The sequence below is a fragment of the Kitasatospora sp. NBC_01300 genome (assembly GCF_041435235.1).
Classification (GTDB): domain Bacteria; phylum Actinomycetota; class Actinomycetes; order Streptomycetales; family Streptomycetaceae; genus Kitasatospora.
Genome location: NZ_CP108408.1, coordinates 6,957,342 through 6,978,176, shown reverse-complemented (window position 1 = coordinate 6,978,176; position 20,835 = coordinate 6,957,342). Strand labels below are relative to the sequence as shown.

General features: G+C 70.7%; 15 protein-coding genes and 1 pseudogene. 6 read left to right on the top strand and 10 right to left on the bottom strand.

Annotated elements, in window-relative coordinates:
- Nucleotides 1-4: 4 nt before the first annotated feature.
- The 3 genes from OG556_RS30400 to OG556_RS30390 all read right to left on the bottom strand — a co-directional run bounded on the left by OG556_RS30400 (nucleotide 5) and on the right by OG556_RS30390 (nucleotide 5,117).
- The gene (locus OG556_RS30400) at nucleotides 5-2,662 is read right to left on the bottom strand and encodes a SpoIIE family protein phosphatase (RefSeq protein ID WP_371521744.1); all 2,658 of its coding nucleotides are present in this window, start codon (nucleotides 2,660-2,662) and stop codon (nucleotides 5-7) included.
- A gap of 347 nt (nucleotides 2,663-3,009) precedes the next feature.
- Nucleotides 3,010-3,993: an alpha/beta hydrolase gene (locus tag OG556_RS30395; RefSeq protein WP_371521742.1), complete on the bottom strand. Its 984-nt coding sequence runs from the start codon at nucleotides 3,991-3,993 to the stop codon at nucleotides 3,010-3,012.
- 56 nt (nucleotides 3,994-4,049) lie between these two features.
- Nucleotides 4,050-5,117 (bottom strand): alcohol dehydrogenase catalytic domain-containing protein, encoded by a 1,068-nt coding sequence (locus tag OG556_RS30390; protein ID WP_371521740.1) that lies wholly within the window; start codon nucleotides 5,115-5,117, stop codon nucleotides 4,050-4,052.
- A gap of 128 nt (nucleotides 5,118-5,245) precedes the next feature.
- Here OG556_RS30390 and OG556_RS30385 point away from each other — a divergent pair, with 128 nt between their 5' ends.
- Nucleotides 5,246-5,857: an ABATE domain-containing protein gene (locus OG556_RS30385; RefSeq protein ID WP_371521738.1), complete on the top strand. Its 612-nt coding sequence runs from the start codon at nucleotides 5,246-5,248 to the stop codon at nucleotides 5,855-5,857.
- A gap of 162 nt (nucleotides 5,858-6,019) precedes the next feature.
- Here OG556_RS30385 and OG556_RS30380 read toward each other — a convergent pair.
- Nucleotides 6,020-6,148, bottom strand: a pseudogene (locus tag OG556_RS30380) (family 1 glycosylhydrolase); the annotation flags it as partial.
- Between the two features lie 374 nt (nucleotides 6,149-6,522).
- Here OG556_RS30380 and OG556_RS30375 point away from each other — a divergent pair.
- On the top strand, nucleotides 6,523-7,185 hold the full coding sequence (locus OG556_RS30375) for a DUF4011 domain-containing protein (protein ID WP_371521736.1): 663 nt from the start codon (nucleotides 6,523-6,525) through the stop codon (nucleotides 7,183-7,185).
- Nucleotides 7,186-7,196: 11 nt separating this feature from the next.
- Here the strand turns inward: OG556_RS30375 and OG556_RS30370 are convergent, their stop codons facing one another.
- Nucleotides 7,197-8,081, bottom strand: a complete 885-nt coding sequence (locus OG556_RS30370) for an IS982 family transposase (protein WP_331744010.1) — start codon at nucleotides 8,079-8,081, stop codon at nucleotides 7,197-7,199.
- A gap of 98 nt (nucleotides 8,082-8,179) precedes the next feature.
- On the opposite strand from OG556_RS30370, the gene OG556_RS30365 reads away from it, so the two are divergent.
- The 3 genes from OG556_RS30365 (at nucleotide 8,180) to OG556_RS30355 (ending at nucleotide 13,814) form a co-directional block, all read left to right on the top strand.
- The gene (locus OG556_RS30365) at nucleotides 8,180-11,548 is read left to right on the top strand and encodes an AAA domain-containing protein (protein ID WP_371521734.1); all 3,369 of its coding nucleotides are present in this window, start codon (nucleotides 8,180-8,182) and stop codon (nucleotides 11,546-11,548) included.
- Complete coding sequence (locus OG556_RS30360; RefSeq protein ID WP_371521732.1) at nucleotides 11,548-12,387, top strand: hypothetical protein; 840 nt, start codon at nucleotides 11,548-11,550, stop codon at nucleotides 12,385-12,387. Before OG556_RS30365 ends, OG556_RS30360 begins: the two co-directional genes overlap by 1 nt.
- A 332-nt stretch (nucleotides 12,388-12,719) precedes the next feature.
- The gene (locus tag OG556_RS30355) at nucleotides 12,720-13,814 is read left to right on the top strand and encodes a hypothetical protein (protein WP_371521730.1); all 1,095 of its coding nucleotides are present in this window, start codon (nucleotides 12,720-12,722) and stop codon (nucleotides 13,812-13,814) included.
- A gap of 12 nt (nucleotides 13,815-13,826) precedes the next feature.
- Here the strand turns inward: OG556_RS30355 and OG556_RS30350 are convergent, their stop codons facing one another.
- Complete coding sequence (locus OG556_RS30350; protein WP_371521728.1) at nucleotides 13,827-14,438, bottom strand: hypothetical protein; 612 nt, start codon at nucleotides 14,436-14,438, stop codon at nucleotides 13,827-13,829.
- A 367-nt stretch (nucleotides 14,439-14,805) separates the two neighbouring features.
- Nucleotides 14,806-16,146, bottom strand: a complete 1,341-nt coding sequence (locus tag OG556_RS30345) for a GH1 family beta-glucosidase (RefSeq protein ID WP_371521725.1) — start codon at nucleotides 16,144-16,146, stop codon at nucleotides 14,806-14,808.
- 251 nt (nucleotides 16,147-16,397) lie between these two features.
- Here OG556_RS30345 and OG556_RS30340 point away from each other — a divergent pair, with 251 nt between their 5' ends.
- On the top strand, nucleotides 16,398-16,622 hold the full coding sequence (locus tag OG556_RS30340; RefSeq protein ID WP_363377142.1) for a hypothetical protein: 225 nt from the start codon (nucleotides 16,398-16,400) through the stop codon (nucleotides 16,620-16,622).
- Between the two features lie 127 nt (nucleotides 16,623-16,749).
- Here the strand turns inward: OG556_RS30340 and OG556_RS30335 are convergent, their stop codons facing one another.
- Genes OG556_RS30335 through OG556_RS30325 form a run of 3 tightly spaced genes read right to left on the bottom strand, consistent with a single transcriptional unit; the run spans nucleotide 16,750 to nucleotide 20,677 of the window.
- A complete protein-coding gene (locus OG556_RS30335; protein ID WP_371521723.1) occupies nucleotides 16,750-18,147 on the bottom strand; it encodes an NAD(P)/FAD-dependent oxidoreductase in 1,398 nt (465 codons plus the stop codon).
- Nucleotides 18,144-19,589, bottom strand: a complete 1,446-nt coding sequence (locus OG556_RS30330) for a cytochrome P450 (protein ID WP_371521722.1) — start codon at nucleotides 19,587-19,589, stop codon at nucleotides 18,144-18,146. The genes OG556_RS30335 and OG556_RS30330 overlap by 4 nt, the downstream gene beginning before the upstream one ends.
- Nucleotides 19,586-20,677, bottom strand: coding sequence for a terpene synthase family protein (locus OG556_RS30325; RefSeq protein WP_371521720.1), 1,092 nt, complete (start codon nucleotides 20,675-20,677; stop codon nucleotides 19,586-19,588). Before OG556_RS30325 ends, OG556_RS30330 begins: the two co-directional genes overlap by 4 nt.
- Nucleotides 20,678-20,835 lie beyond the last annotated feature (158 nt).

The window sequence follows — 20,835 nt, the reverse complement described above, 5'->3', positions numbered from 1 at the left end:
CCGGCTACTCGATCACGGGCCAGGCCATCGAGGCGCTCGGCTGCAGCGACTGCTCGGCCCAGATGATCTTGCCCCAGGGGGTGTAGCGCACGCCCCAGCGCTCGGCGAGCCGGGCGACGAGGAACAGCCCGCGGCCGCCCTCGTCCTCGGCGGCCGCGTAGCGCAGGTGCGGGGCGGTGCTGCTGGTGTCGGCGACCTCGCAGATCAGCGTGCGGTCGTACAGCAGCCGCACCCTGATCGGTTCGGTCCCGTGGCGGATGGCATTGGTCACCAGCTCGCTGAGCACCAGTTCGGTGACGAACACGGCCTCCTCAAGGCCCCACTCGGTGAGCTGCCTGGTCGCCTCGGCCCGCGCCCGGCCCACGGCCTCGGGGGTCGCGGGCACGTCCCACTCGCTGGTCCGATCGGGCGCCAGCACCCGGGTCCGGGCGACGAGCAGGGCGATGTCGTCGGTCTGGCGGACGGGCAGCAGGGCGTCGAGCACGGCGTCGCAGATCTCCTGGGGCGACCGGTCGGCGCGGGCCAGAGTGGCGGTGAGGACGTCCAGGCCGACACCGATGTCGCGGGTGCGGTCCTCGATGAGGCCGTCGGTGTAGAGGACCAGGTTGCTGCCCTGCGGCACCCGCACCTCCGTGGCCTCGAAGGGCATCCCGCCCAGGCCGAGCGGCGGACCGGCGGGAAGGGTGAGGACCTCCACCGTGCCGTCCGGGTGAACGAGGGCGGGCGGCGGGTGGCCCGCCCGGGCCAGGACGCAGACGCCGGTGGTGGGGTCGTAGATGGCGTAGAGGCAGGTGGCACCGGTGATCGCGAGCTCGCCCTCGGCCGCCGCCGTCTCCTGGTCGATGTGGGCGACCAGTTCGTCCAGGTGTCCGAGGAGCTCGTCCGGCGGCAGGTCGAGGGTGGAGAAGTTCTGGACCGCGGTGCGCAGCCGGCCCATCGTCGCGGCCGCGTGCAGGCCGTGGCCGACCACGTCCCCGACGACGAGCGCGACCCGGGTGCCCGACAACGGGATGACGTCGAACCAGTCGCCGCCGACCCCCGCCTGGGCGGGGTGGTAGCGGTAGGCGACGTCGAGGGCGCTCTGCTCGGGCAACGCGCGCGGCAACAGGCTGTGCTGGAGGGTGACGGCCATCGTGTGCTCGTGCGTGTAGCGGCGGGCGTTGTCGATGGACACGGCCGCCCGGGCGGCCAGTTCCTCGGCCAGGGACAGGTCCTCCTCCTCGAAGGGGCCTCTGTCACGGCTGCGCCAGAAGCAGGCGATGCCCATCAGCACACCCCGTGCCGACAGCGGAACGGCGATCAGCGATGCCAGGCCGAACTCCAGCACCGCCTGCGTGCGCTCGGTGTCCTGCATGCGCCAGCCGGCGTCGGTCGCCAGCTCGGTGACCAGCGTGGGGCGCCCCCTGACGAAACCCGCCGCCTGCGGGGTGGCCCGGCCCCACCTGACGAGCTCCCCCTGGGGGTACAGCGGCGAATCGTCCCGGACGCCCGCGAGCGCCACCCGCCGCAGCTCCACCGGGGCATCGACCACCAGGGCCCGCGGGTCCTCGCCGTCCAGGACCGCCTCGGCGAGGTCGACGGTGGCGTAGTCGCAGAATTCGTGGGCGGCCGTCCGGACGAGCTCCTCCGCGGTGCGCCGGACGTCCAGGGTCGTGCCGATGGCCAGGCTCGCCTCGTACAGCAGCCTGAGCCGGCTGCGGGCGACCTCGGCCTTCCCCGCGAGGGCGCGCAGTTCGGTGGAGTCGCGCAGGGTGGTGACGCTGCCCGGCGGGCCTCCCCCGCTGTCGGTGGGGCGGCTGTTGACGGCCAGCAGGCGGTCTCCGACGGGGAGCACCTCGTCGGTGACCGCACGGTCGGAGATCAGCAGTTCGGCCGTGCGGGGGGCGAGGCCGAGGTCGGCGACGGGGCGCCCCTCCACGTCGGGGGGCAGGTCGAGCAGGCGGCGCGCCTCGTCGTTGGCGAGCAGGACCCGGCCGTCGCCACCGACGATGGCCACGCCCTCGCGCACCGCGTGCAGCACCGCGTCGTGGTGCTCGTACATCCGGGTCATCTCTTCCGGCCCCAGGCCGCGGGTCTGCCGCAGCAGCCGCCTGCCCACCAGCGCCGTACCGGCCGTGGCCAGGCCGAGCGCCAGGGCACCGACGCCCAGGACGACCGGCAGCTGGCGGTTGAACGCGCTGCTCACGTTGGAGACCTTCATCCCGGACGAGACGATGCCCACGACCGCCCCGTGGGAGTCCTCCACCGGGACGACCACCTGGTACTCGGAGCCGAGTGGCCCGTGCACGTCCTCGGTGGTGACCTGGCCGTGCAGCGACGGCGCGATGGTGCCGATGAACATCTTGCCGATCAGCTCCGGATCGGGGTGGGTGTAGCGGATGCCGTTGCGGTCGGTCACCACGATGAAGTCGACCCCGGCAGCCGTGCGGGCCGCTTCGGTCAGCGGCTGGAGCACCGCGCTGGGGTCGGGGCCCTGCATCGTCGCCACCAGGCCGGGACCGTGGGCGAACGCCTGGGCCGCGGCGAGCGTGCGGCCGTGCGCCGCGTCGAACCGGTCGCTGCGGGACTGGAGCAGCAGCACGACGACGGCCGTCACCACGAGCAACAGCACGATCAGCACCTGGAGGATGAACATCTGACCGGCGACACTCCGGATGCTCATCACCGACCACAGGCGATGCGCCGACTGCTCCCGCGGGGCTGAGCGTGGGTGTCGCCGCTCACGGCGGCTACCCGATCGGCGCAGGGGCAGCCAGGAGGAGCGGCCCGTGTCTCTGGCCATACACCCATGATCTACCGCGCCCCTCGCACGGGCGGGCCACACTACGCTGATGGGGGCGAAGCGCAGGTGGCAGCGTGTCCCGCCGCAACATCGAACGGCTCACCCGCCCCGCGGGACCGGCCGGGCGCACGCCGTTCCTCTCCTCTCGCCTCCTCTTGTTTCCTCTCGCCTCTCGCCTCTCGTCTCCTCTCGTCTCCTCCACGGTCGAACAGTCGTCGGCGCGGCTGTCAGGCGGGGGACGAAGCCGCGTGGAACTGGCGGGTGAGGTAGTTGGACCAGGTCTGGTGGAAGGTGGTGGCGAGCCGGGAGTCGGGGGCGATGAGGTCGAAGGCATGGTAGGCGCCGGGGTAGAGGTGGAATTCGACCGGGACGCCGTGGGCCCGCAGGCGGGCGGCGTAGTCGAGGTTCTCGTCGCGGAAGCAGTCGAGGTCGCCGACGGTGATGAAGGTGGGTGGCAGGGCGCTGAGGTCGGTGGTGCGGGAAGGGGCGGAATAGGGGCAGACGTCGTCGGTGCCGGCGCGGTCGCCCAGGATCGCCTGCCAGGCGAGGAGGTTGGTCGAGCGGTCCCAGATACCGATGTCGGTGATCTCGTGGCTCGACGCGGTGCGGTTGCGGTCGTCGAGCATGGGATACGTGAGTGATTGGAACAGCGGTGCCACGCCGCCGCGGTCGCGGATCAGGAGGGTCGTGGCCGCCGCGACGCCTCCGCCGCCGCTCTGGCCCCCGATGCCGATGCGGGTGCCGTCCAGGCCCAGGGCCTCCGCCTCGCGGCCGAGCCACTGGTAGGCGGTGAAGCCGTCCTCGGCGGCGCCGGGGGCGGGTGTCTCGGGGGCGAGCCGGTAGTCGACCACGGCGACGGCGCAGCCGAGGCTCGCGCCCAGCCGGGTGAGCCACGGGTCGTCCTGGGCCGCGAAGCCGAGGACCTGTCCGCCGCCGTGGAACCAGAGCAGGACCGGCAGCGGTCCGGGCGCTTCGGTGGGGCGCAGAAGGCGGATCGGTACGTCGGGGCCGTCCGCTCGGCTCGCGAGGTGCGTCTCGATGGTGACCGACGGGTCGCCGGGCTGGGCGTCGGCGGCGGCCTCGGCCTGCGCGCGGAACGCCGCGCGCGTTGCGGCGAGGTCCGTCAGGTCGAACGCGCCGTTGGGGGTCATGGGGACTGCGTCGAGGGCCAGGCTCAGTTCCTGGTCCATCAGTTGACGGGATGCGGGCATGGCCGTTCCTGCTCTCTGGGGGTGTTTCGGGGGGAGACGATTCAGGAGGAGACGTCTCAGGGGCGGAACGAGTCGATGACGACCACGCCGGTGGGTCCGTACGTCTCCAGGGACTCCAGGACCTCGCTCGCCTCGTGGAGGCCGACGGTGCGCGAGACGATGCGACCGGGGTCGAGGCGACCGGCGGCGATCATGTTCAACATCGTGCCGAAGCGCTGGCCCTGCATGCCGAAGGCGCTCAGGAACTCCAGTTCCTTGACCATCATGACGTCGACCGGCAGCGCGACGTCCCCCTGCTCCGCAGCGGTGGTGTGGCCGAGCTGGAGGTGGCGGCCGCGGGTGCGCAGGGAGAGGACGGAGTTGCGGCAGGCGGCGGCGATGCCCACGGCGTCGACCGACACGTGCGCACCGCCGCCGGTGAGGGTCTTCACCGCTTCGGCGGGATCGTCGGTCGCCGCGTTGACAGTGTGGACGGCGCCGAGTGCGCGGGCGGCGTCCAGCTTGTCGTCCGTGATGTCGATCGCGATGACGTTGGCACCCGTCGCCGCCGCGATCTCGACCGTCGACAGCCCCATGCCGCCCCCGGCGCCGTACACCGCGACCCATTCGCCGCCGCGGACCTTCGCCTGGTCGACGACGCCGTGGAAGGCCGTCATGTAGCGGCAGGCCAGCGCGGCGACGTCCACGAAGCCGACGCCCTCCGGCACTTCGACCAGGTTGACGTCGGCGAAGCGGACCATGACGTACTCGGCGAAGGCCCCCCAGTAGGACACCCCGGGGACGAGCGAGTCCACGTGCTCGCAGACGTGCTGATTGCCGCTGCGGCACATCTCGCACGAGCCCTCGCCGGGGTTCATCGGGAAGATGACGCGGTCGCCCTCCTTCCACCCCCGCACCTCGCGGCCGACCTCCACGACGGTGCCGGCGAACTCGTGGCCGAGGACGAACGGGGCCTCGACACGCGGTCCGCCCGTCCAGAACTCCCCGGCCCACAGGGCCCAGTCGGTCCGGCAGATCCCGTTCGCCCCGACGCGCACGATCGCGCCGTCCGGCGGGCAGGAGGGATCGGGCACGTCACGGATGACGAGCGGCTTGTGGAGTTCCTCGATGACTGCGGCGCGCATGGCGCGGCCTCCTCGTGCTGGGAGCTGGCGGGAGCGGAGAGCAACCGCCTGAAGTCCACCGGTTCAAGTGGTGGACTTGGAAGCTAGCCGCTTGCCCGGAGCCATGTCAACCGCATAAAGTGGTGGACATGGACGACAGAGACGGCAGCCGCGAGGGGCGCCAGCGCGCCAAGGCCGACTTCCGCTTCGACGACGCGCGGTTGTGCTTCGCCTTCGCCGGCACCCTGGCCGACCGCGGCGCGGACACGCCCTTCGAACGGCTCGCCCGCCCCGAGGACCTGAGCCGCTGGGCCGTCGAAAGCGACTGCACGACAACGGCGCCGCCCTGCACCGAGGCCGACCTCGACCGCGCCAGGCAACTGCGTGAGGCGATCCAGCGGACCGGCCGCGCCCTGGCGGACGCCGCGCCGCCCGCGCCCGAGGACATCGCCCTCGTCAACCGCGCCGCCGCCGAGCCCCCCTCGACACCCGAACTCACCCCCGACGCGACCACCGTGCACTGGCACGGCGACGCGCTCGCCGCGGTGCTCTCGATGGTCGCCCGGGACCTGATCGCCCTCTGCGCATCGGAGCACCGCACCCGCGTCCGCATCTGCGGAAACCCCGACTGCGGCGCCCCCTTCGTCGACACCTCCCGCGCAGGCGCCCGCCGCTGGTGCTCGATGAAGACCTGCGGCGCCCTCGTCAAGAAGCGCGCCTACCGGGCCAGGCACCAGACACCCACCGACGGCGCCCGGTAGCCCATAGGCCGCCGCACGGGCGATCGAAAGCAGCAAAGAGTCAGGCAGTAGCCAGGTCACCAGGCATTCGCAGTGCACCACGCAGACATGCGCTTACAGCCCTCGGATCCCCGCCGAACCCGCCCTGATCCCGCCGGGCGCTCCATCCGACCGGCGCCCCAACTACCGCACACACCGCGCCCGGTGGGCGGCGATCAGGTCGCGGTACCAGGTGTAGGAGGCTTTCGGGGTGCGTTCCAGGGTCTGGAAGTCGACGTGGATGAGGCCGAAGCGCTGGTGGTAGCCCTCGGCCCGTCGGACAGGCTGTCATTCTATCGGTCGACCATGAAGACCTCATTGTCTACGGTTCGGAGAGGTCAGCGCCTCTTTCGCAAACAAGCTGGCCGGTCGGCCGACCACGACCGAATGACACGGCCGGCAGGGCCGAACACCCGGCGGCCGTGGAACCTAGAACCCACACTTCGCCTGTCGCTGAGTGGGAGAGATGCCCGCTCCCCGCCCGGCGCACGGGGGCGCAAGACTTCAGGCAAGTGGCACTCCTATGCGCTCCCCCCAATCTCCGATCAAGCTCCGAATTCATACTCGTCCTCTCAAGTCGCGCCGTACCCTGGTGCGTTCGCCTACCGACCAGGTGAGCTCAGGACGACGGACCGGAGGGTCAGCAAGTGGACGGCACCGCCAGCCGCGCGAGGGAGGAGGCCGTGGCCTCCCAGGCTCAGCGATGGGCCGACGAACTCATTGATTTCGGACCGCGCAACACATTGCTGCACTTCAAGGACACCAAGACTGGCAGCCTCGACCTGACCACCGTCTCGATCGAGGCACAGCACGCGCTGCTGACCGGCCGGAAGGTCCGGCTCGCGAGTCTCGTCCCCGATTCATCCGATCACAAATCCGCCTGCCTCCGCGCACGCTACCTGCGGCGCCGGATCCTGGAACTGGACGAGGAACAGGGTATCGAGGCCGGTCGCCTAGCCTGTGGACTGCTCAACGTAGACCCGCCGAAGACACGTGGCACATCCACCGTCCTCCCGCTGCGCGCTCCCCTCGTGCTGCTGCCCCTGACGATCCAACCGCGCACAGCCACCGAGAACGACTTCGTCCTCCAGGTCGACGGCGAGCCGGAGATCAATCCGGTCCTGTTCTATGCGCTGAGCCGCCAGTACGGCCTGGACGCCGACATCGACCAACTGGCCGACCAGGCATCAAGCACGCTTGAGGACCAATCGGATCCGGGGACCCGGGTGCGCGCTGTATACGACCTCCTCGCCAAGACCCTCCACCGGAGCGGGCTGTCCGCGTCGTTCGAGGAACGCCTAGATGAATGAGTCCGATGTCCTCAGTGGTCATAGGCGATGAGTGAGCGCTTGAGCGCGGCGCCGGTGTTCCAGTTGTGCCAGATCGCGGCGGCGAGGGCGAGCAGGCGTTGACCGGTGCGGGCGAAGACGCCGGCCTCGGTTCGTGCGCCGTGCTGTTCGAGACTGAGCTGGCCCTTGAGGGTGTCGATGACCGCCTCGATCCACTGGCGGACGCGGGCGAGCCTGCCGAATCGGGCAGGCTCGCCCTTGCGGTCGGGCCGGACCAGGTGCGCGCCGAGCTCGTCGGTGACGAAGGCCTCGAACGCGGCTCCGGCGAAGCCTTTGTCGCCGAGGATCACCTGGCCCCGGCGCACGAGGTGTCGGTCACGGCCGAGCATGGCCTCCATGACCTCGCGCTCGCCGAGTTTCGGGTTGGCCAGGCACCAGCTGACCGGCATGCCCTCGGCCGTGGTCAACAGGTAGAGCCGCAGACCCCAGAAGAAGCGGGAGTGACTGGCGCAGTAGCCGTACCCTGCGGTGCCGGCCAGGGCCGAGCGCTTGACCGTCTCACGGGAGGCCGCGCAGGGCAGCGGCGTGGAGTCGATCAGCCGCAGGTCGTCGTGCCAGGTCGGCACCTGCCGGGCCAGTGCGCCGACGACCTGCGGGATGAGCGGGCCGGCCGCGTTCAGACGCTTGTTGTAGCCGGACTGCCCCGGCAGGTACGGGAACAGGTGCCGCAGCCGGCCACTCGCGAAGCGGTGCCAGTGCCTCGCCGACGGGAAGCCGAGCAGTACCTGCGCCACGGCCAGGCACAGCAGTTCCGCATCCGAGAGCCTCGGAGGTCGCCCGATCCGGTGACGAGGGGCCATGTGATCGTCGATGAACACGTACAGTGCCGTCAGAAGGGTGTCCAGGTTCGTCTTCACAAACCAACCAACGGGCACCCTTCGTCATGGTCGCGGCCAGCCCAACAATCGGACTCATTCATCTAGTGGTCGGGGCCTTCAGCTTTGACCGGCTGCCCATGGTCAACGACCTGAAGAACTCGAGCTCATTGCTTGCCGAGCACCCCGTCATCGCCGCCATCGCCGGTGACAGCACGGCGGCCCACTCACTGCTGGAGGACTCGGAGGACCCTCCCGCGGGAGGCGAGGTCCCGCCGCAACAGGAGTTCCTCGTCCACGACGCCGATGCCTCTCAGCAGCAGGCGATCCGCGCCGTACTGGCCGGCCGGCACGTGGTCATCGAGGGCCCTCCCGGAACGGGCAAGAGCCAGACCATCGCCAACCTCATCGCCGCACTGGCTGCTGAGGGACGCCGCGTCCTCTTCGTCGCGGAGAAGCGCGCCGCGATCGAGGCGGTCACCGACCGGCTCGCCCAAGTCGACCTCGACGGACTCGTTCTCGATCTTCACGGGAACAAGCTGAACCGCCGCCAGCTCGCCCAACAGCTTCTTGAGACCCTCGACCGGTCCGGCCAGGAGCCGCCGCCGCGCCCTGATCAGTTGCACACCTCGCTCGAGCACTTCCGCGGTCAGATCGGCCAGCACGTCTCCGAGTTCCACCAGCCGAGGTCCCCGTGGGGGGTCAGCGCCTACCAAGCGCTGACGGAGCTGTCGGGAGTTCCGTCCGAGCAACAGACCCGCTGGCGCCTGCGCGGTGGTGTCCTGCAACACCTGGACCGGGCTGCCCGGCAACACGTGGAGCAGGACCTGCACAAGTTCGTCAGCCGGAAGGGGCTGCAGATTCGGCGCGGCCAATCTCCTTGGGCGCGCACCCGCGTACGGGACGCCACGGAACTCCGTCCCGTCCTCGAACGACTCGACCACCTGGCGGGCACGGCCTTCGTGGACACCCGCCGGGAGATCGAGGCGCTCATCACCGCAGCGGGGCTGTGCCAGGCACAAGACATCGACGGCTGGCAGCACTTGCTGGACCTTCTGCAAGCCGTGTCCGGCACCTTCGAGGAATTCACTGCGGAGGTCTTCGGACCGCAGCTCGACCGGCTCGTCGCCGCCACCGCCGACCGAACTTGGCGCAAGCAGCATGGGCAACCCATCGGCTGGTGGCAGCAGCGCTCCTTGGTCCGTGAAGCCAGGGCCGTCCATCGGGACGGACTGCGCGACCACCGGGCACTCCACACCCGGCTGGTCCAGGCACAGGAGCAACGGGCCCGCTGGCAGAGCGTGTCGTTGGACGGCGCACCGCCGTCCGCCGTCCCTGAGCTCGGCGCCGCTCTGAAAAACTTCACCGAACTTCGCGACCGGCTCGCCGCAGTGGCCCTCTTTGCCGGTGTCGACGACTGGGCGAAGAAGCCCGCCGACGAGGTCGCCGAGATCGTGCGAGAACTCGACGCCCACCGCGCGACGCTGTACCAGATGCCCGAACTCAATCAGCTGACCGACCGCTTGGAGGCCGCCGGTCTTGGCCCGCTGCTCGACGAGTTGACCAAGAGCCTCCCCACGCCCGAGGCGGCGGTCGCCCGGTTCCAGTACGCCTGGTGGTCATCCGTTCTCGACGAGATCAAGATGCATTCCCAGCACGTTCGCACCTTCGCCGGACGGGAACACGATCACGCCGTCACACAGTTCCGCCGCACCGACAGCGACCACATGACCGCCAACGCCGGCCGCGTGCGGTACTCCGTGGCGGCCCAACTGCGAAAGGCCCGCGATGCCTACCGCGAACAGAACGCCGTCGTCCGCGACCAGGCCGCCCGCAAGACTCGGCACCTGCCCCTGCGCAAACTGGTCGCCAAAGCCCCCGACGTGCTGCTGGCAGCCAAACCCTGCTGGGCCATGTCGCCGCTCGTGGTCAGCCGAGTGCTACCGGCCACCCGGCTGTTCGACGTGGTGGTCTTCGACGAAGCCAGCCAGATCCTGCCACACGACGCCATGACGTCGATCATGCGGGGCCGCCAGGTCGTCGTCGCGGGTGACCGGAACCAACTGCCGCCTACCTCGTTCTTCAGCCGCGTGCTAAGCGGCACCGACAGCCAGGAGAACACTGATGAGGAGGACGGGAACGATCCCGGCGTCTTCGAATCGCTCCTGGACCTGCTCAGCAGTCGGCTGCCCAACGTCCACACCCTCCGCTGGCACTACCGGAGCAGTGACGAGAGACTGATCGCCTTCTCCAACCGCGAGATCTACGGCGACCGGCTCGTCACCTTCCCCGGGACCGCCGTCGAGAGTCCGATCCGTCTGGAAGTCGTCGACGGCCATACGCTACCCGGCCAAGACGGCTCCGCACCTCAGGAGGTCGAACGAGTGGTGGAGCTGGCGCTCGACCACGCCGCCCGCACCCCCGACCTCAGCCTCGGCATCATCACCATGGGCCAACGGCACGCCGATCGCATCGATCTCGCCTTGCGCAGAGCCCTCGAGGAGCAGCCGGACCTACAGGAGTACTTCAGCCCCGAGGCGGGCCCCGGCCGACGCTTCTTCATCAAGAACCTCGAACGCGTGCAGGGTGACGAACGCGACGCGATCATCCTCAGCATCGGATACGCCAAGGCCGCCAACGGCCGGCTTGCCCAACGTTTCGGGCCGCTCAACAACGAAGGGGGAGAGCGTCGGCTCAACGTCGCCGTCACGCGCGCCCGCAAGCGTATGACGGTCGTCAGCTCGTTCTCCCATCACGACTTCGACCCGCGTGCCGAGACGAAGAACCGCGGCCCCGAACTGCTGCGCCTGTTCCTCGAGTACTGCGCTGTCCAGGGTGACCTCTCCCGGTCGGGCGGCCGCCAGGAGACGTACGAGCTGAACCCGTTCGAGCGGGAGGTTCTGGAGGCCCTGCAGTCCTCGGGCGTCCCCGCCGTCCCGCAATGGGGCGTTTCCGGCTACCGTATCGACTTCGCACTGGCCCATCCGGAGCGACCCGGTCAGATGCTGCTCGCTGTGGAGACGGATGGCGACCGCTACCACCGCACAGTGAGCGCACGAGACCGTGACCGACTCCGCCAGGCACACCTGGAACGGCTCGGATGGCAGTTCCATCGAATCTGGGCCGCGGACTGGTTCGCTGACCCCCAGGCCGAGACGGACCGCCTCGTCGGTATCTGGCAGGACATCGTCCGCGCGGCCGATGAGCCGCCGAGCTGCAGAGTGATTCAGGACCCAGTCCCCGCTCCGCGCCGGGCAGAAGAGCCGTCGACTCGGCGAGGACCTAAACCATCGTTGAGGCCCGGTGGCAGCATCGGCACCTACTCCGATATGGACCTCCGAGCGCTCGCTGGCTGGATTCTCAGCGACGGTTACCAGCTCGACCGTGATACCCGGATCAGTCAGGCCATGACCGAACTCGGCTTCCGGAAGCGAGGACGGGTCATCGTCGAACGCCTCAACCAGGCCTTCGATCACTCTCAGCAGTTCGCGGACAAGGAGCACATCTGATGCCCCAGCTCGATCCCATGACAATCCAGCGCATCGCGCGACTCGTCGTGGACACGGACGGTCCTTTCGAACGCCCTGGCTACCAGCTGGCCGAGCTTCTGAAACGCGCGGCCTGGCCGGTACCCGTTGAATACGACGGCACGGCGAGGGTGCCCTGGCTGACCGAGACGATCATGGAATCGGCCCATGACGAAGCCGCCGTCAGCCGCTTCGTCTGCCGCATCTGCAATCCGCTGGAGTACGAGGACGGCATGGCGTCCGCCGACCTCCTCCGGCAGGGACTCAACCAGGTCCTCGCCGCAGAGCAGCTGTCGATCACGTACGTCGGCGGCCGCCCGATGCTGGGTGCGCTCGGCGAGGACGGTCGATCGACCACCTTCAGTCCACCCGACGACTTGGAGGCACGTGTCCGACGACTGGTCAGCAGCGACGAGATCACTCGTCAGCTCATGCAGCGGGTGAACGAGACCCGTATCTGCGCGGACAACGGTGCGCACGTCTTCGCCCTCATCGGCATCGGGAGCTTCACCGAAGGTCTACTGCTCGACGTGCTGACCAAACGCGAACCGAGCCTGGCGCAGGGATTCCCGAATCCCAACGGAGGAAGGCCGGTGCTGGCGGCGAAGGCCAGCCTGGCACTGCTACTCGACACTGCACGGTCCCGGGGCTGGATTCAGGTCGACGCTCACGACTTCATGAAGATCGTCCGCGAGTACCGCAACTTCGTCCACCTTCGTCAGCAGCGGGAACGCGGGATCGACCCCGACCACGACACTGTCATGATGTGCTGGGGCCCGGTCCTAGCCGTTCTCAACGATCTCGAGTCGAGCCTGCAATGACTACTGCCTGGCATATCGCGCCCGGTGGGTGGCGACCGGGTCGCAGTACCAGCCGCACGACGACCCCTTCCCCGCAACACATGACGTCGTCCTGGCCACAGTCACCTGACCTTCGGCCAACTCTTGTGTTCTCTCCGATGACTGGTATCGCTGCGAACCGCGGAGTGTCGCTCCGCTCCGTACAGTAGAACCACGAGTACGTCGTCGAGTGTTTCCGCCGATTCGAAGGCGAGGCAATGTCCGACTCCTCCATCCCGCGCTCCCGTCCACGCGGATCCTCCCGACGCCGGAGGTCCCGTTTCATCGACCAAGCTCGTTTCACTCAACCCGAGTTGCTCGCCGAACGGCTGCTCATCCACGTGGACGCCGCGCGAGTGGGTTGGGTGCGGGACCAGCTCAACACCGGCCGGAGCGGGCTCGTGATCGGTGGGCCGAAGGCCCTCAGGAGGACACTGGACCTGCGGGAGGAGGGCTACGAGGACGTACTCCTCGCCGACCCGGCGTTCTACGAGGTCGGCATCGCGACGGCAGACCTGCCCTATCTGCAGCGGACCGATGAGTTCCCCGCCATCGACCCGCTCGGTCAGGCAGTCCAGGAGCAGCTCGCCGTCGGCGCGACGGCGGCTCTCACGCCAACCGGGTACCTCCGAGCCGGGGACACGGCCGCCGTACGGGCCGCCGTACGCGAGGTGGCCGTGCGCGAGGATCCCCGAATCGTGCTCGCGCTACCGATCGACGTCGGCTGGCTGCAGATCGACCTGGTCGACCGTCTCATCGAAGAACTGAGCGCAGCACCGGGTTCCAAGGCCATCATGCTCGGCGGCCAGTTGGACCCGCTGGCGAGCTTCCCCGAGGCTCTCCGCGGCCTGACCCGGGTCCTGGCCCAGGTGCCGGGCGCCGCCCTGCTACGGGCCGATCTCGCGGCGTTCGGTGCGCTCGCCGGGGGCGCGGCATTCGCCGGCTACGGGCTTTCGGGGCGCCTCCGGCACGTCGTCCCGCCCGGCGAGCCGGCGGAGAGTTCGGGCTTCGCCGACTCCCCGTCCGTTCTGTTCCCCGAGTTGATGGCCCTGTTCCTCGGAAAGACCCTCGCACGCCGCTTCGCCGCGACGCACGCACCCGTTTGTGAGTGCACGGCCTGCGAACATCGACCACTGGACAGCTTCCCGAGCAATCGCGACGCCCGATCAGCAGCCCAGCACAACACATCCGTGTTGTTGTCCTGGCAGCAGACGTTGCAGACCCTGGCCCCCGGGCCCGATCGCCAACGGTGGTGGCAGGAACGCTGCCGTGCCGCAGTGAACCGCTATCCGCTCGTCAACGCCGCCATCCAGCAGCCGAACGGCTTCAAGGTCCAGCCGCAACTACTGCGGTGGTCCCTCCTCGATGCGGCGGCGCCTTCGACATCGACGGGCGCAGGAGCGGACTGAGGCGCGGGCGGTTCAGCCAAGTCGTCCGTACAACTCCTCGACGAAGTGCCAGGCCGCTGCGGTGTGCCTCAGCGGCCGGTACGCCTCGGGCTGCAGGGCCATTCGGATCCCGTCCTGCTCATGGACGAACACGCCGATGCCGTAGAAGGCAGCTTCCGTCAAGATCTCGTCCAGCCCTGCGTACGGAGCCGAGCGGAGCAGGACGGCTCGACGGCAGAACGGCGCAAATCGGCCCGCACGCTCAAGACCCGTCCGCCAGTCGGTGGCCGACACAACCGCGAGGTCAACGGTGAGCGGCCGGACCGCTCGACGCGTCACCAGCTCCGCGTCCCGCTCGACCGCACCACGAGGGATACGACGAAGCTCTACCCGATGCGGGAGAGAGCCCACCGAAACGGGAAGGTCGACCGGAAGGCCGAGCAGGCACTCCAACACGGGGATGCTGTCCAACTTCTCAGCACCAACCGCTTCCCGCCTGCGGTGCTCAGCTTCGTCGATCCGGTACAGCAGGAGGGCACGGGTACCCAGGACCGAAAGCGCGACGCCTTCGCTGTTCGAGGGCACCTGCAACAAGGCCGCCTCGCGGACCGAGCGCCAAGCCGCAGGATTCGCCACACTTGCCATGGACCCCACCTTGCCCTACCGCGCGGTACGACGGCGAGGCGCCCCTCCGCTCGGACCTCAGAAGAGTCCACGGGTGGATCTCGCATCCTCAGGACAGCACGATCCGGGCCTCGTCAGTACCGAAAGGATTCTCCTGGCACCGAAATCCCTTCGGCTGGGCGCGCGATTGTGATGTTCTCGCAGCCGCAAGGGCACCCCGCCATGCGCAGCCGGCCCACAGCCGAACCACTGGAGGCGGGGTCCGGAATCGTCGAGCACCCTGTCTTCTGCTCTGAGTCCGGGGCGCAGCTGCTACGGGCCACTCCATCCGGATGGCCTCTCGGCCGACGCCGAGAGGCCGCACATCCTGCGGTCGTGGGAGGGCCAACTACAGCGAGCGAAGGGCCCGGTGGGCGGCGATCAGGTCGCGGTACCAGGTGTACGAGGCTTTCGGGGTGCGCTGTTGGGTCGCGAAGTCGACGTGGATGAGGCCGAAGCGCTGGTGGTAGCCCTCGGCCCACTCGTAGTTGTCGAGGAGGGACCAGGTGTAGTAGCCGCGGATGTCGATGCCTTCGGCGGTGGCGCGGGCGAGGGCGTCGAGGTGGGCGGACATGAAGTCGATGCGGGGTTGGTCGGGGGTGGTGGACTCGGTGACGGAGCAGCCGTTTTCGGTGATGGTGATGGGTGGGAGGGCTTTGTCGTAGGTGTCGCGGAGGTTGAGGAGGAGTTGGCGGAGGGCGTCGGGGACGACGGGCCAGCCGAAGGCGGTGTGGGGGACGTCGGGGATGTCGACGAAGTCGAAGGGGAGGCCCGGTTCGGTGGGGGCGGCGATGCGGGTGGGGTTGTAGAAGTTGAGGCCGAGGCCGTCGAGGCCGGGGGCGGCGATGAGGTCGGTGTCGCCGGGGTGGATGGCGCCGTAGAGGTCGTCGGGGACGCCCAGGGCGGAGAGGTCGGGGTAGCGGCCGAGGAGGACGGGGTCGGTGAACAGGCGGTTGTGGAGGGCGTCGTAGGCCTGGGCGGCGGCGCGGTCGGCGGCGGAGGAGGTGGCCGGCTCGACCGGGGTGAGGTTGTTGGAGAGCATCACCTCCAGGCCGTGGTCGTGGAGCACCGAGGCGGCCAGGCCGTGGGCGAGGAGCTGGTGGTGGGCGGCCGGGAGGGCCTCCAGCATCAGGGTGCGGCCGGGGGCGTGGGTGCCGAGGGCGTAGCCGAAGACGGTGTGGACGAAGGGCTCGTTGAGGGTGATCCAGGCGGGGACGCGGTCGCCGAGGCGGTCGGCCATGACGGTGGCGTACTCGGCGAAGCGGTACGCGGTGTCGCGGTTCAGCCAGCCGCCGTTGTCCTCCAGGGCCTGTGGGAGGTCCCAGTGGAAGAGGGTGGGGAGCGGGGTGATGCCCGCTTCCAGCAGGGCGTCCACCAGGCGGTCGTAGAAGGCGAGTCCGGCGGGGTTGACGGTGCCAGCGCCGGTGGGGAGCACGCGGGGCCAGGCGATGGAGAAGCGATAGCCGTCCAGCCCGAGGTCCTTCATCAGCGCGATGTCCTCGGGGTACCGGTGGTAGTGGTCGCAGGCCACCGCGCCCGTGTGGCCGTCGCGGACGGTGCCGGGGCGGGCGGCGAAGACGTCCCAGACGGAGGGCCCGCGGCCGTCCTCGGTCACCGCACCCTCGATCTGGTAGGCGGCGGTGGCGGCGCCCCAGCGGAACCCCGTCGGCAGGTCGTAGCGGTCCGGCATGACTGCCTCCTGACGTGAACGTGAGGAGAACTCATGTTACTGGCGCGACACCGAAACGCCAGGGCCAACCGGCCACCGCCACAAGGGAACAGCCGCCACCCGAGCGGAGGAGCGCGGCGCACCCCCGGCGGGCGCGGTCGGACAGGCCCCTACCCGCCCGCGCGCCATCCCACCGGGCCCCGTCCGGTGGCCGACCGCCGGGGAGGGGGGTTGCATGGGGTGACCGGGCCCCAGCGATTCGGGAGGCTACCGTGTACGAGATGTGGGCCGAGCACGACCCGGCGGTGTCACCGCCGGCCGTGGTGTGGCACGTGGTGACGAAGAACGACTCGTCGACGTCCCTGTGCGGACGCTTCCTCGAACCCGCCCAGCGCGTCGCGCCGGCTGCGGGCGTCGAGGAGTCGGCGGGCCCGGACCGCTACTGCGATCCATGCCTGATCACCGTTCGCGAGGCCATGGCCGCGGCGGCTCGGTGAGCGGAGCCGCTTGGCCGCCCCAGGCCTGTCCGACCGATCTGGACGGGACAGAGCCTGGGCGTTCGACGGCGGCGACGGCGTGAGCTGTGGTACCGGAGCGCAAGGTTGGGCGGACCGGTCGGTACGGTCAGTACGGCCCGGCCAGTGCGGCCACCCCCGGGAAACGGGCGATCGCCTGGCCGGCGGTCGGCGGGTGGGCGCGCCGGGGTCTCAGTGCGCCGAGGGCCACCGCGGGCCTGGCCAGCCGGGCGGGTCTGGCGGCGAGGGAGAACACCTCGAAGTAGGCGGCTGAGACAGCGGGGTCGGTGAGGGCCGCGCCCAGCACCCGGCGGGTGTACCAGCGGGTGAACACGGCGGCGGGCCCGGCGGCGGTGGCGGGGTGGCTCGACAGCGCGTCCGGGAAGCCCTCGTCCTGGTCCTTGGCCATGTCCCAGGGCGTGTCGACGACCCTGGCGATCCGCCGCTGGATCAGTCCGCTCACCCCCGGGTGCAGGCCTTCGCTGTCGACGGCGGCGCGGATGGCGGCCGCGCACTGGGCGGCGACCGTCATGCCGTGTCCGTACACCGGGTTCAGCGCCGCCACCGCGTCGCCGGTGGCGGCGAACCCGGCCAGCGGGCCGCCCTCGTAGCACTCGTAGCGGCGCCGGCGGTTCAGTGTCCCGTGGCAGGTGCGGATCGGGCCGAGCGGGCGGGCGGCGCGGGCGAGGTCGTGGACGACCGGGTGGTCCAGCGCCTTCAGGAAGTCGTGGAACTCGCGCTCGCCCCGGGCGGGTTCGCCGCCCCGGGTGCCGGAGAGCGTGACGATCCAGCGCCCGTCCTCGATCGGGATGATGGTGGCGCCCCGGCCGGGCCGGCCACGCCCCGGGACGGGCACGATGCTCACCACCGGGAAGCCCTCGTTCCCGCCCGGCGTCTCGAACACCCGGGCGGCGTAGGCGAGTCCGGCGTCCACCGTCTCCTCGCACAGGCCCTTGACCCCCAGCGCGCGCAGCCACTCCGGAGCACGGGAGCGGCGGCCGGTCGCGTCCACGACCAGGTCGGCCCGCAGGGTCTCCCGCGAGCCGTCCGGGTTCTCGATGTGGACCCCGACGATCCGGCCCGGGCCGCCCACCAGGCCGAGGACGGAGGTGCGTTCGCGGACCGTCACGTTCGGCTGCTCGCGCAGCCGCCGACGCACGACGTGGTCGAGCAGGTGGCGGCTGCACGCGATCAGGTAGGCCGGCGAGTCGAAGCCCTGCAGCCAGCCCGGCCCGAGGCGCATCAGCAGGCCGGCGGGGATCGAGCGGTAGTGGGCGCCGGCGGCGAGCAGGGCGTCGAGCGTCCCGGGCAGGACCTCCTCGACGGCGTCCGCGCCGCCGCCGAGCAGGATGTGGCTGAACTCGCCCTGCGGCAGGCCCCGGCGCGGGCCGGGCAGGACGGGCAGGACGTCCTGTTCGAGAACGGTGACGGTCCGGGCGTGCGGCGCCAGGGCGGCGGCCGCCAGCGTGCCGGCCAGGCCGCCGCCGAGGACGAGGGCCGTGCTCACCCGGCGGCTCCGGTGGGGGCGAGGCCGTCCCGGCGGGTCGCGCGCATCCACACCGGGCCGGGGCGCAGCGTGGCGAGCGGCAGCTCGCGGACGGTCCGGCCGGGGACGTGCTCCAGCCGCCAGGCCCGCATGATCGTGGCGAGCAGCAGGACGGACTCGGTCATCCCGAACTGCTCGCCGACGCAGCGGCGCGGTCCCGCGCCGAAGCCGATGAACGGGCCGCGCTGCGGGTGGACGCCCACCCACCGCTCGGGGTCGAAGCGGTCGGGGTCGGGGAACAGGGCGGACTGGCGGTGCAGGAGGTAGGGGCTGTAGACGACCGTCGTGCCCTCGCGCAGGCGGTGCGCGCCGAGTTCGGTGTCGGTGGCCGTGACGCGGGTGAGCAGCCAGCCCGGGGAGTACAGCCGGACGGCCTCGCGGACGACCCGGGTGGTGAGCTCCAGCCCGTCGACGCTCGCTGACGTGCCGGCCGCCGGGGTGGCGTCGGTCTCGGCCGCGTCCACTCCGGCCGCGTCCGCCTCGGCCGCGTTCACTCCGAGCACGTTCACTCCAGCCGCGTCCACCCCGGCCGCGTCCACCGCGGCCGCGCCCACGTGGGCCGCGTCCACCTCGGCCCGGACCCGATCGGCGATGTCCGGGTGCTGGGCGAGCAGGTGCAGGGCCCACACGGTGGAGTTGGCGATGGTGTCGAAGCCGGCGGCGAAGATCGTCATCACCTGGTCGGTGACCTCCGCGTTGGAGAGCGCCTGCCCGCCCGCGTCGGCGGCCACCAGGGTCGACACCAGGTCGCCCCGGTCCTCCGGATCCGCGCGGTAGGCGGTGACGACCTCGTCGACCAGGCGCACCAGCCGGGTGCGGGCGGCGTCGTAGCGGCGGTTGGCCGGCAGCGGAAGCCGGTTGATCCGGTGGGGCAGCAGCATGCGCCGGTAGGAGCCGCCGATCAGCAGCACGAAGTCCTCGACGGTCTCCTGGAGGCCGGTGAACGGCAGCCGGGTGAACAGGGTCGAGACCAGGCTGCGCCCGGCGGCCAGGCTCAACTCGGCGGTGATGTCGACCTCCTGCCCGTCGCTCCAGGACCCGGCCAGCCGCCGGGCCTCCCGGGCCATCACCTCCGTGTACCGCGCGATCCGGTCGGCGCGGAAGGCGGGCTGGACGTAGCGGCGCTGGCGGCGGTGGTCGGCGTGCGGGCAGGTCACCAGGCCGTTGCCGGCGAAGTCGCGGACCCGTTCGAACAGGAACCCGCCCTTGTCGAAGACCCGGTCCTCGCGCAGGACGTGCCGGGTCAGCTCCAGGTCGCAGACCACCACCGCCGAGACCGGCCCCAGTCTGATCTGGACGAGGCCGCCGTACCGGGGCAGGGAGCGCAGGAACGCCAGCGGGTCGCGCAGGAACGGCACCAGGTGCCCGAGCAGCGGCAGGCCGCCGGGCGGACGGGGGATCATCGCGGTGACTCCGTACGGTAGCGGGCGGCCGTCGCCGTCCAGTGGATGAGCGCGCGGGTGAAGCGGACCAGTCCGAGGGCGAAGGCCCGCACCTCGCCGGGCGCCGAGGGGTCGCGGGCGATGCCGTCCGCCAGGAACTCCAGCGTCGTCGACTCGGCCTCGCACAGCGCCCCGAGCCGGGCCGACGCCTCCTTGGGGGCCAGGCCCTCGTGGACGGTGAACGAGCGCAGCAGGTTCTTGCCGTTCCCGGCGGCGGACTCCCCCTCGGCGGAGTAGAGGTCGTTGACCCAGCAGACGACGTGGTTGAAGCGCATCAGCAGGTCCGCCACCCTCGGGTGCCGGAACACCTCGTCGGCGAGGTCCAGGCCGTGGGCGAGCTCGATCCAGCCAGCCGCGCACGACACGGCGCCGTCCTGGTCCCGTCGGCGCAGGTACTCGGGGACGGTCTGCACGGCGCCGGCCGGGGCGGCGGCCCCGGGGGCGTGGAACGGGGTGTCGCGGAAGGGAGTGCCGTGGGAGGAGGAGTCGCTTAAGGGGGTGTCGCGGAGCGCGGCCTCGTCGAGGTAGCCGAGGGAGGTGTCCAGGTACGCGCGGAAGTACGCCGCGTAGCGTGCCTGCCACTGCGGCGGTGTCAGCTCGACCGTGTCACGCCACAGCACCGCGAACGCCTCGACGAGTGCGTCGCCGTCCGGAACACCACCTCGAACGCCCTCCAAGCCCGCGTCCAGGACGTCCGTGAGCGCCCGGACGGTCCGCCGGGCCGCCGTGACGGGCCCGCCGATCCACTGGTCGTCGAAGCGGTCGTCGAGGATCCAGGTGAGCACCAGCCACTTCGCCGCCGCGACCAGCCGCGGACCCCGGGGAACGTCGCCCCACGCCTCCGCCACCAGGTCCAGGTGGCCCTGTGCCAGGAACCCTTGGACGTCACCGCCGAGCGCGCCGCTCGCCACCAGCCACGCCCCGACGTCCCGGCGGAGGGCGTCGGCCTCGCCGTGCGGCGCCGGTCTGGCGACTCCCGCGAGGAGGTCGGGGCCTCCGGGGTGCTCGGCGGCGAGGCCACACATGCCGCGGTACGGCGAAATGCCCATGCCCGTGCTCCCCCTCGCTCACCACCTCCGACCGGCCGGTCGGAGAAGGACCAGTCTGGCCAGCCACCGCGACTGTTCAAAGCGCAACCATCGCTTTTCCCCCGCACGAGTGACCGCGCCGTCACCACGTCGACACGGACCGTGACCAATCCCGCTCC

Coding starts and splice junctions, on each gene's coding strand:
- OG556_RS30325 (WP_371521720.1), bottom strand. CDS start 20,677: ATGGGCATTTCGCCGTACCGCGGCATGTGTGGCCTCGCCGCCGAGCAC.
- OG556_RS30390 (WP_371521740.1), bottom strand. CDS start 5,117: ATGCGCGCCGCAGTCATCGAGGAACTCCACAAGCCGCTCGTCATCCGT.
- OG556_RS30400 (WP_371521744.1), bottom strand. CDS start 2,662: ATGAGCATCCGGAGTGTCGCCGGTCAGATGTTCATCCTCCAGGTGCTG.
- OG556_RS30360 (WP_371521732.1), top strand. CDS start 11,548: ATGCCCCAGCTCGATCCCATGACAATCCAGCGCATCGCGCGACTCGTC.
- OG556_RS30395 (WP_371521742.1), bottom strand. CDS start 3,993: ATGCCCGCATCCCGTCAACTGATGGACCAGGAACTGAGCCTGGCCCTC.
- OG556_RS30345 (WP_371521725.1), bottom strand. CDS start 16,146: ATGCCGGACCGCTACGACCTGCCGACGGGGTTCCGCTGGGGCGCCGCC.
- OG556_RS30385 (WP_371521738.1), top strand. CDS start 5,246: ATGGACGACAGAGACGGCAGCCGCGAGGGGCGCCAGCGCGCCAAGGCC.
- OG556_RS30330 (WP_371521722.1), bottom strand. CDS start 19,589: ATGATCCCCCGTCCGCCCGGCGGCCTGCCGCTGCTCGGGCACCTGGTG.
- OG556_RS30365 (WP_371521734.1), top strand. CDS start 8,180: ATGGTCAACGACCTGAAGAACTCGAGCTCATTGCTTGCCGAGCACCCC.
- OG556_RS30350 (WP_371521728.1), bottom strand. CDS start 14,438: ATGGCAAGTGTGGCGAATCCTGCGGCTTGGCGCTCGGTCCGCGAGGCG.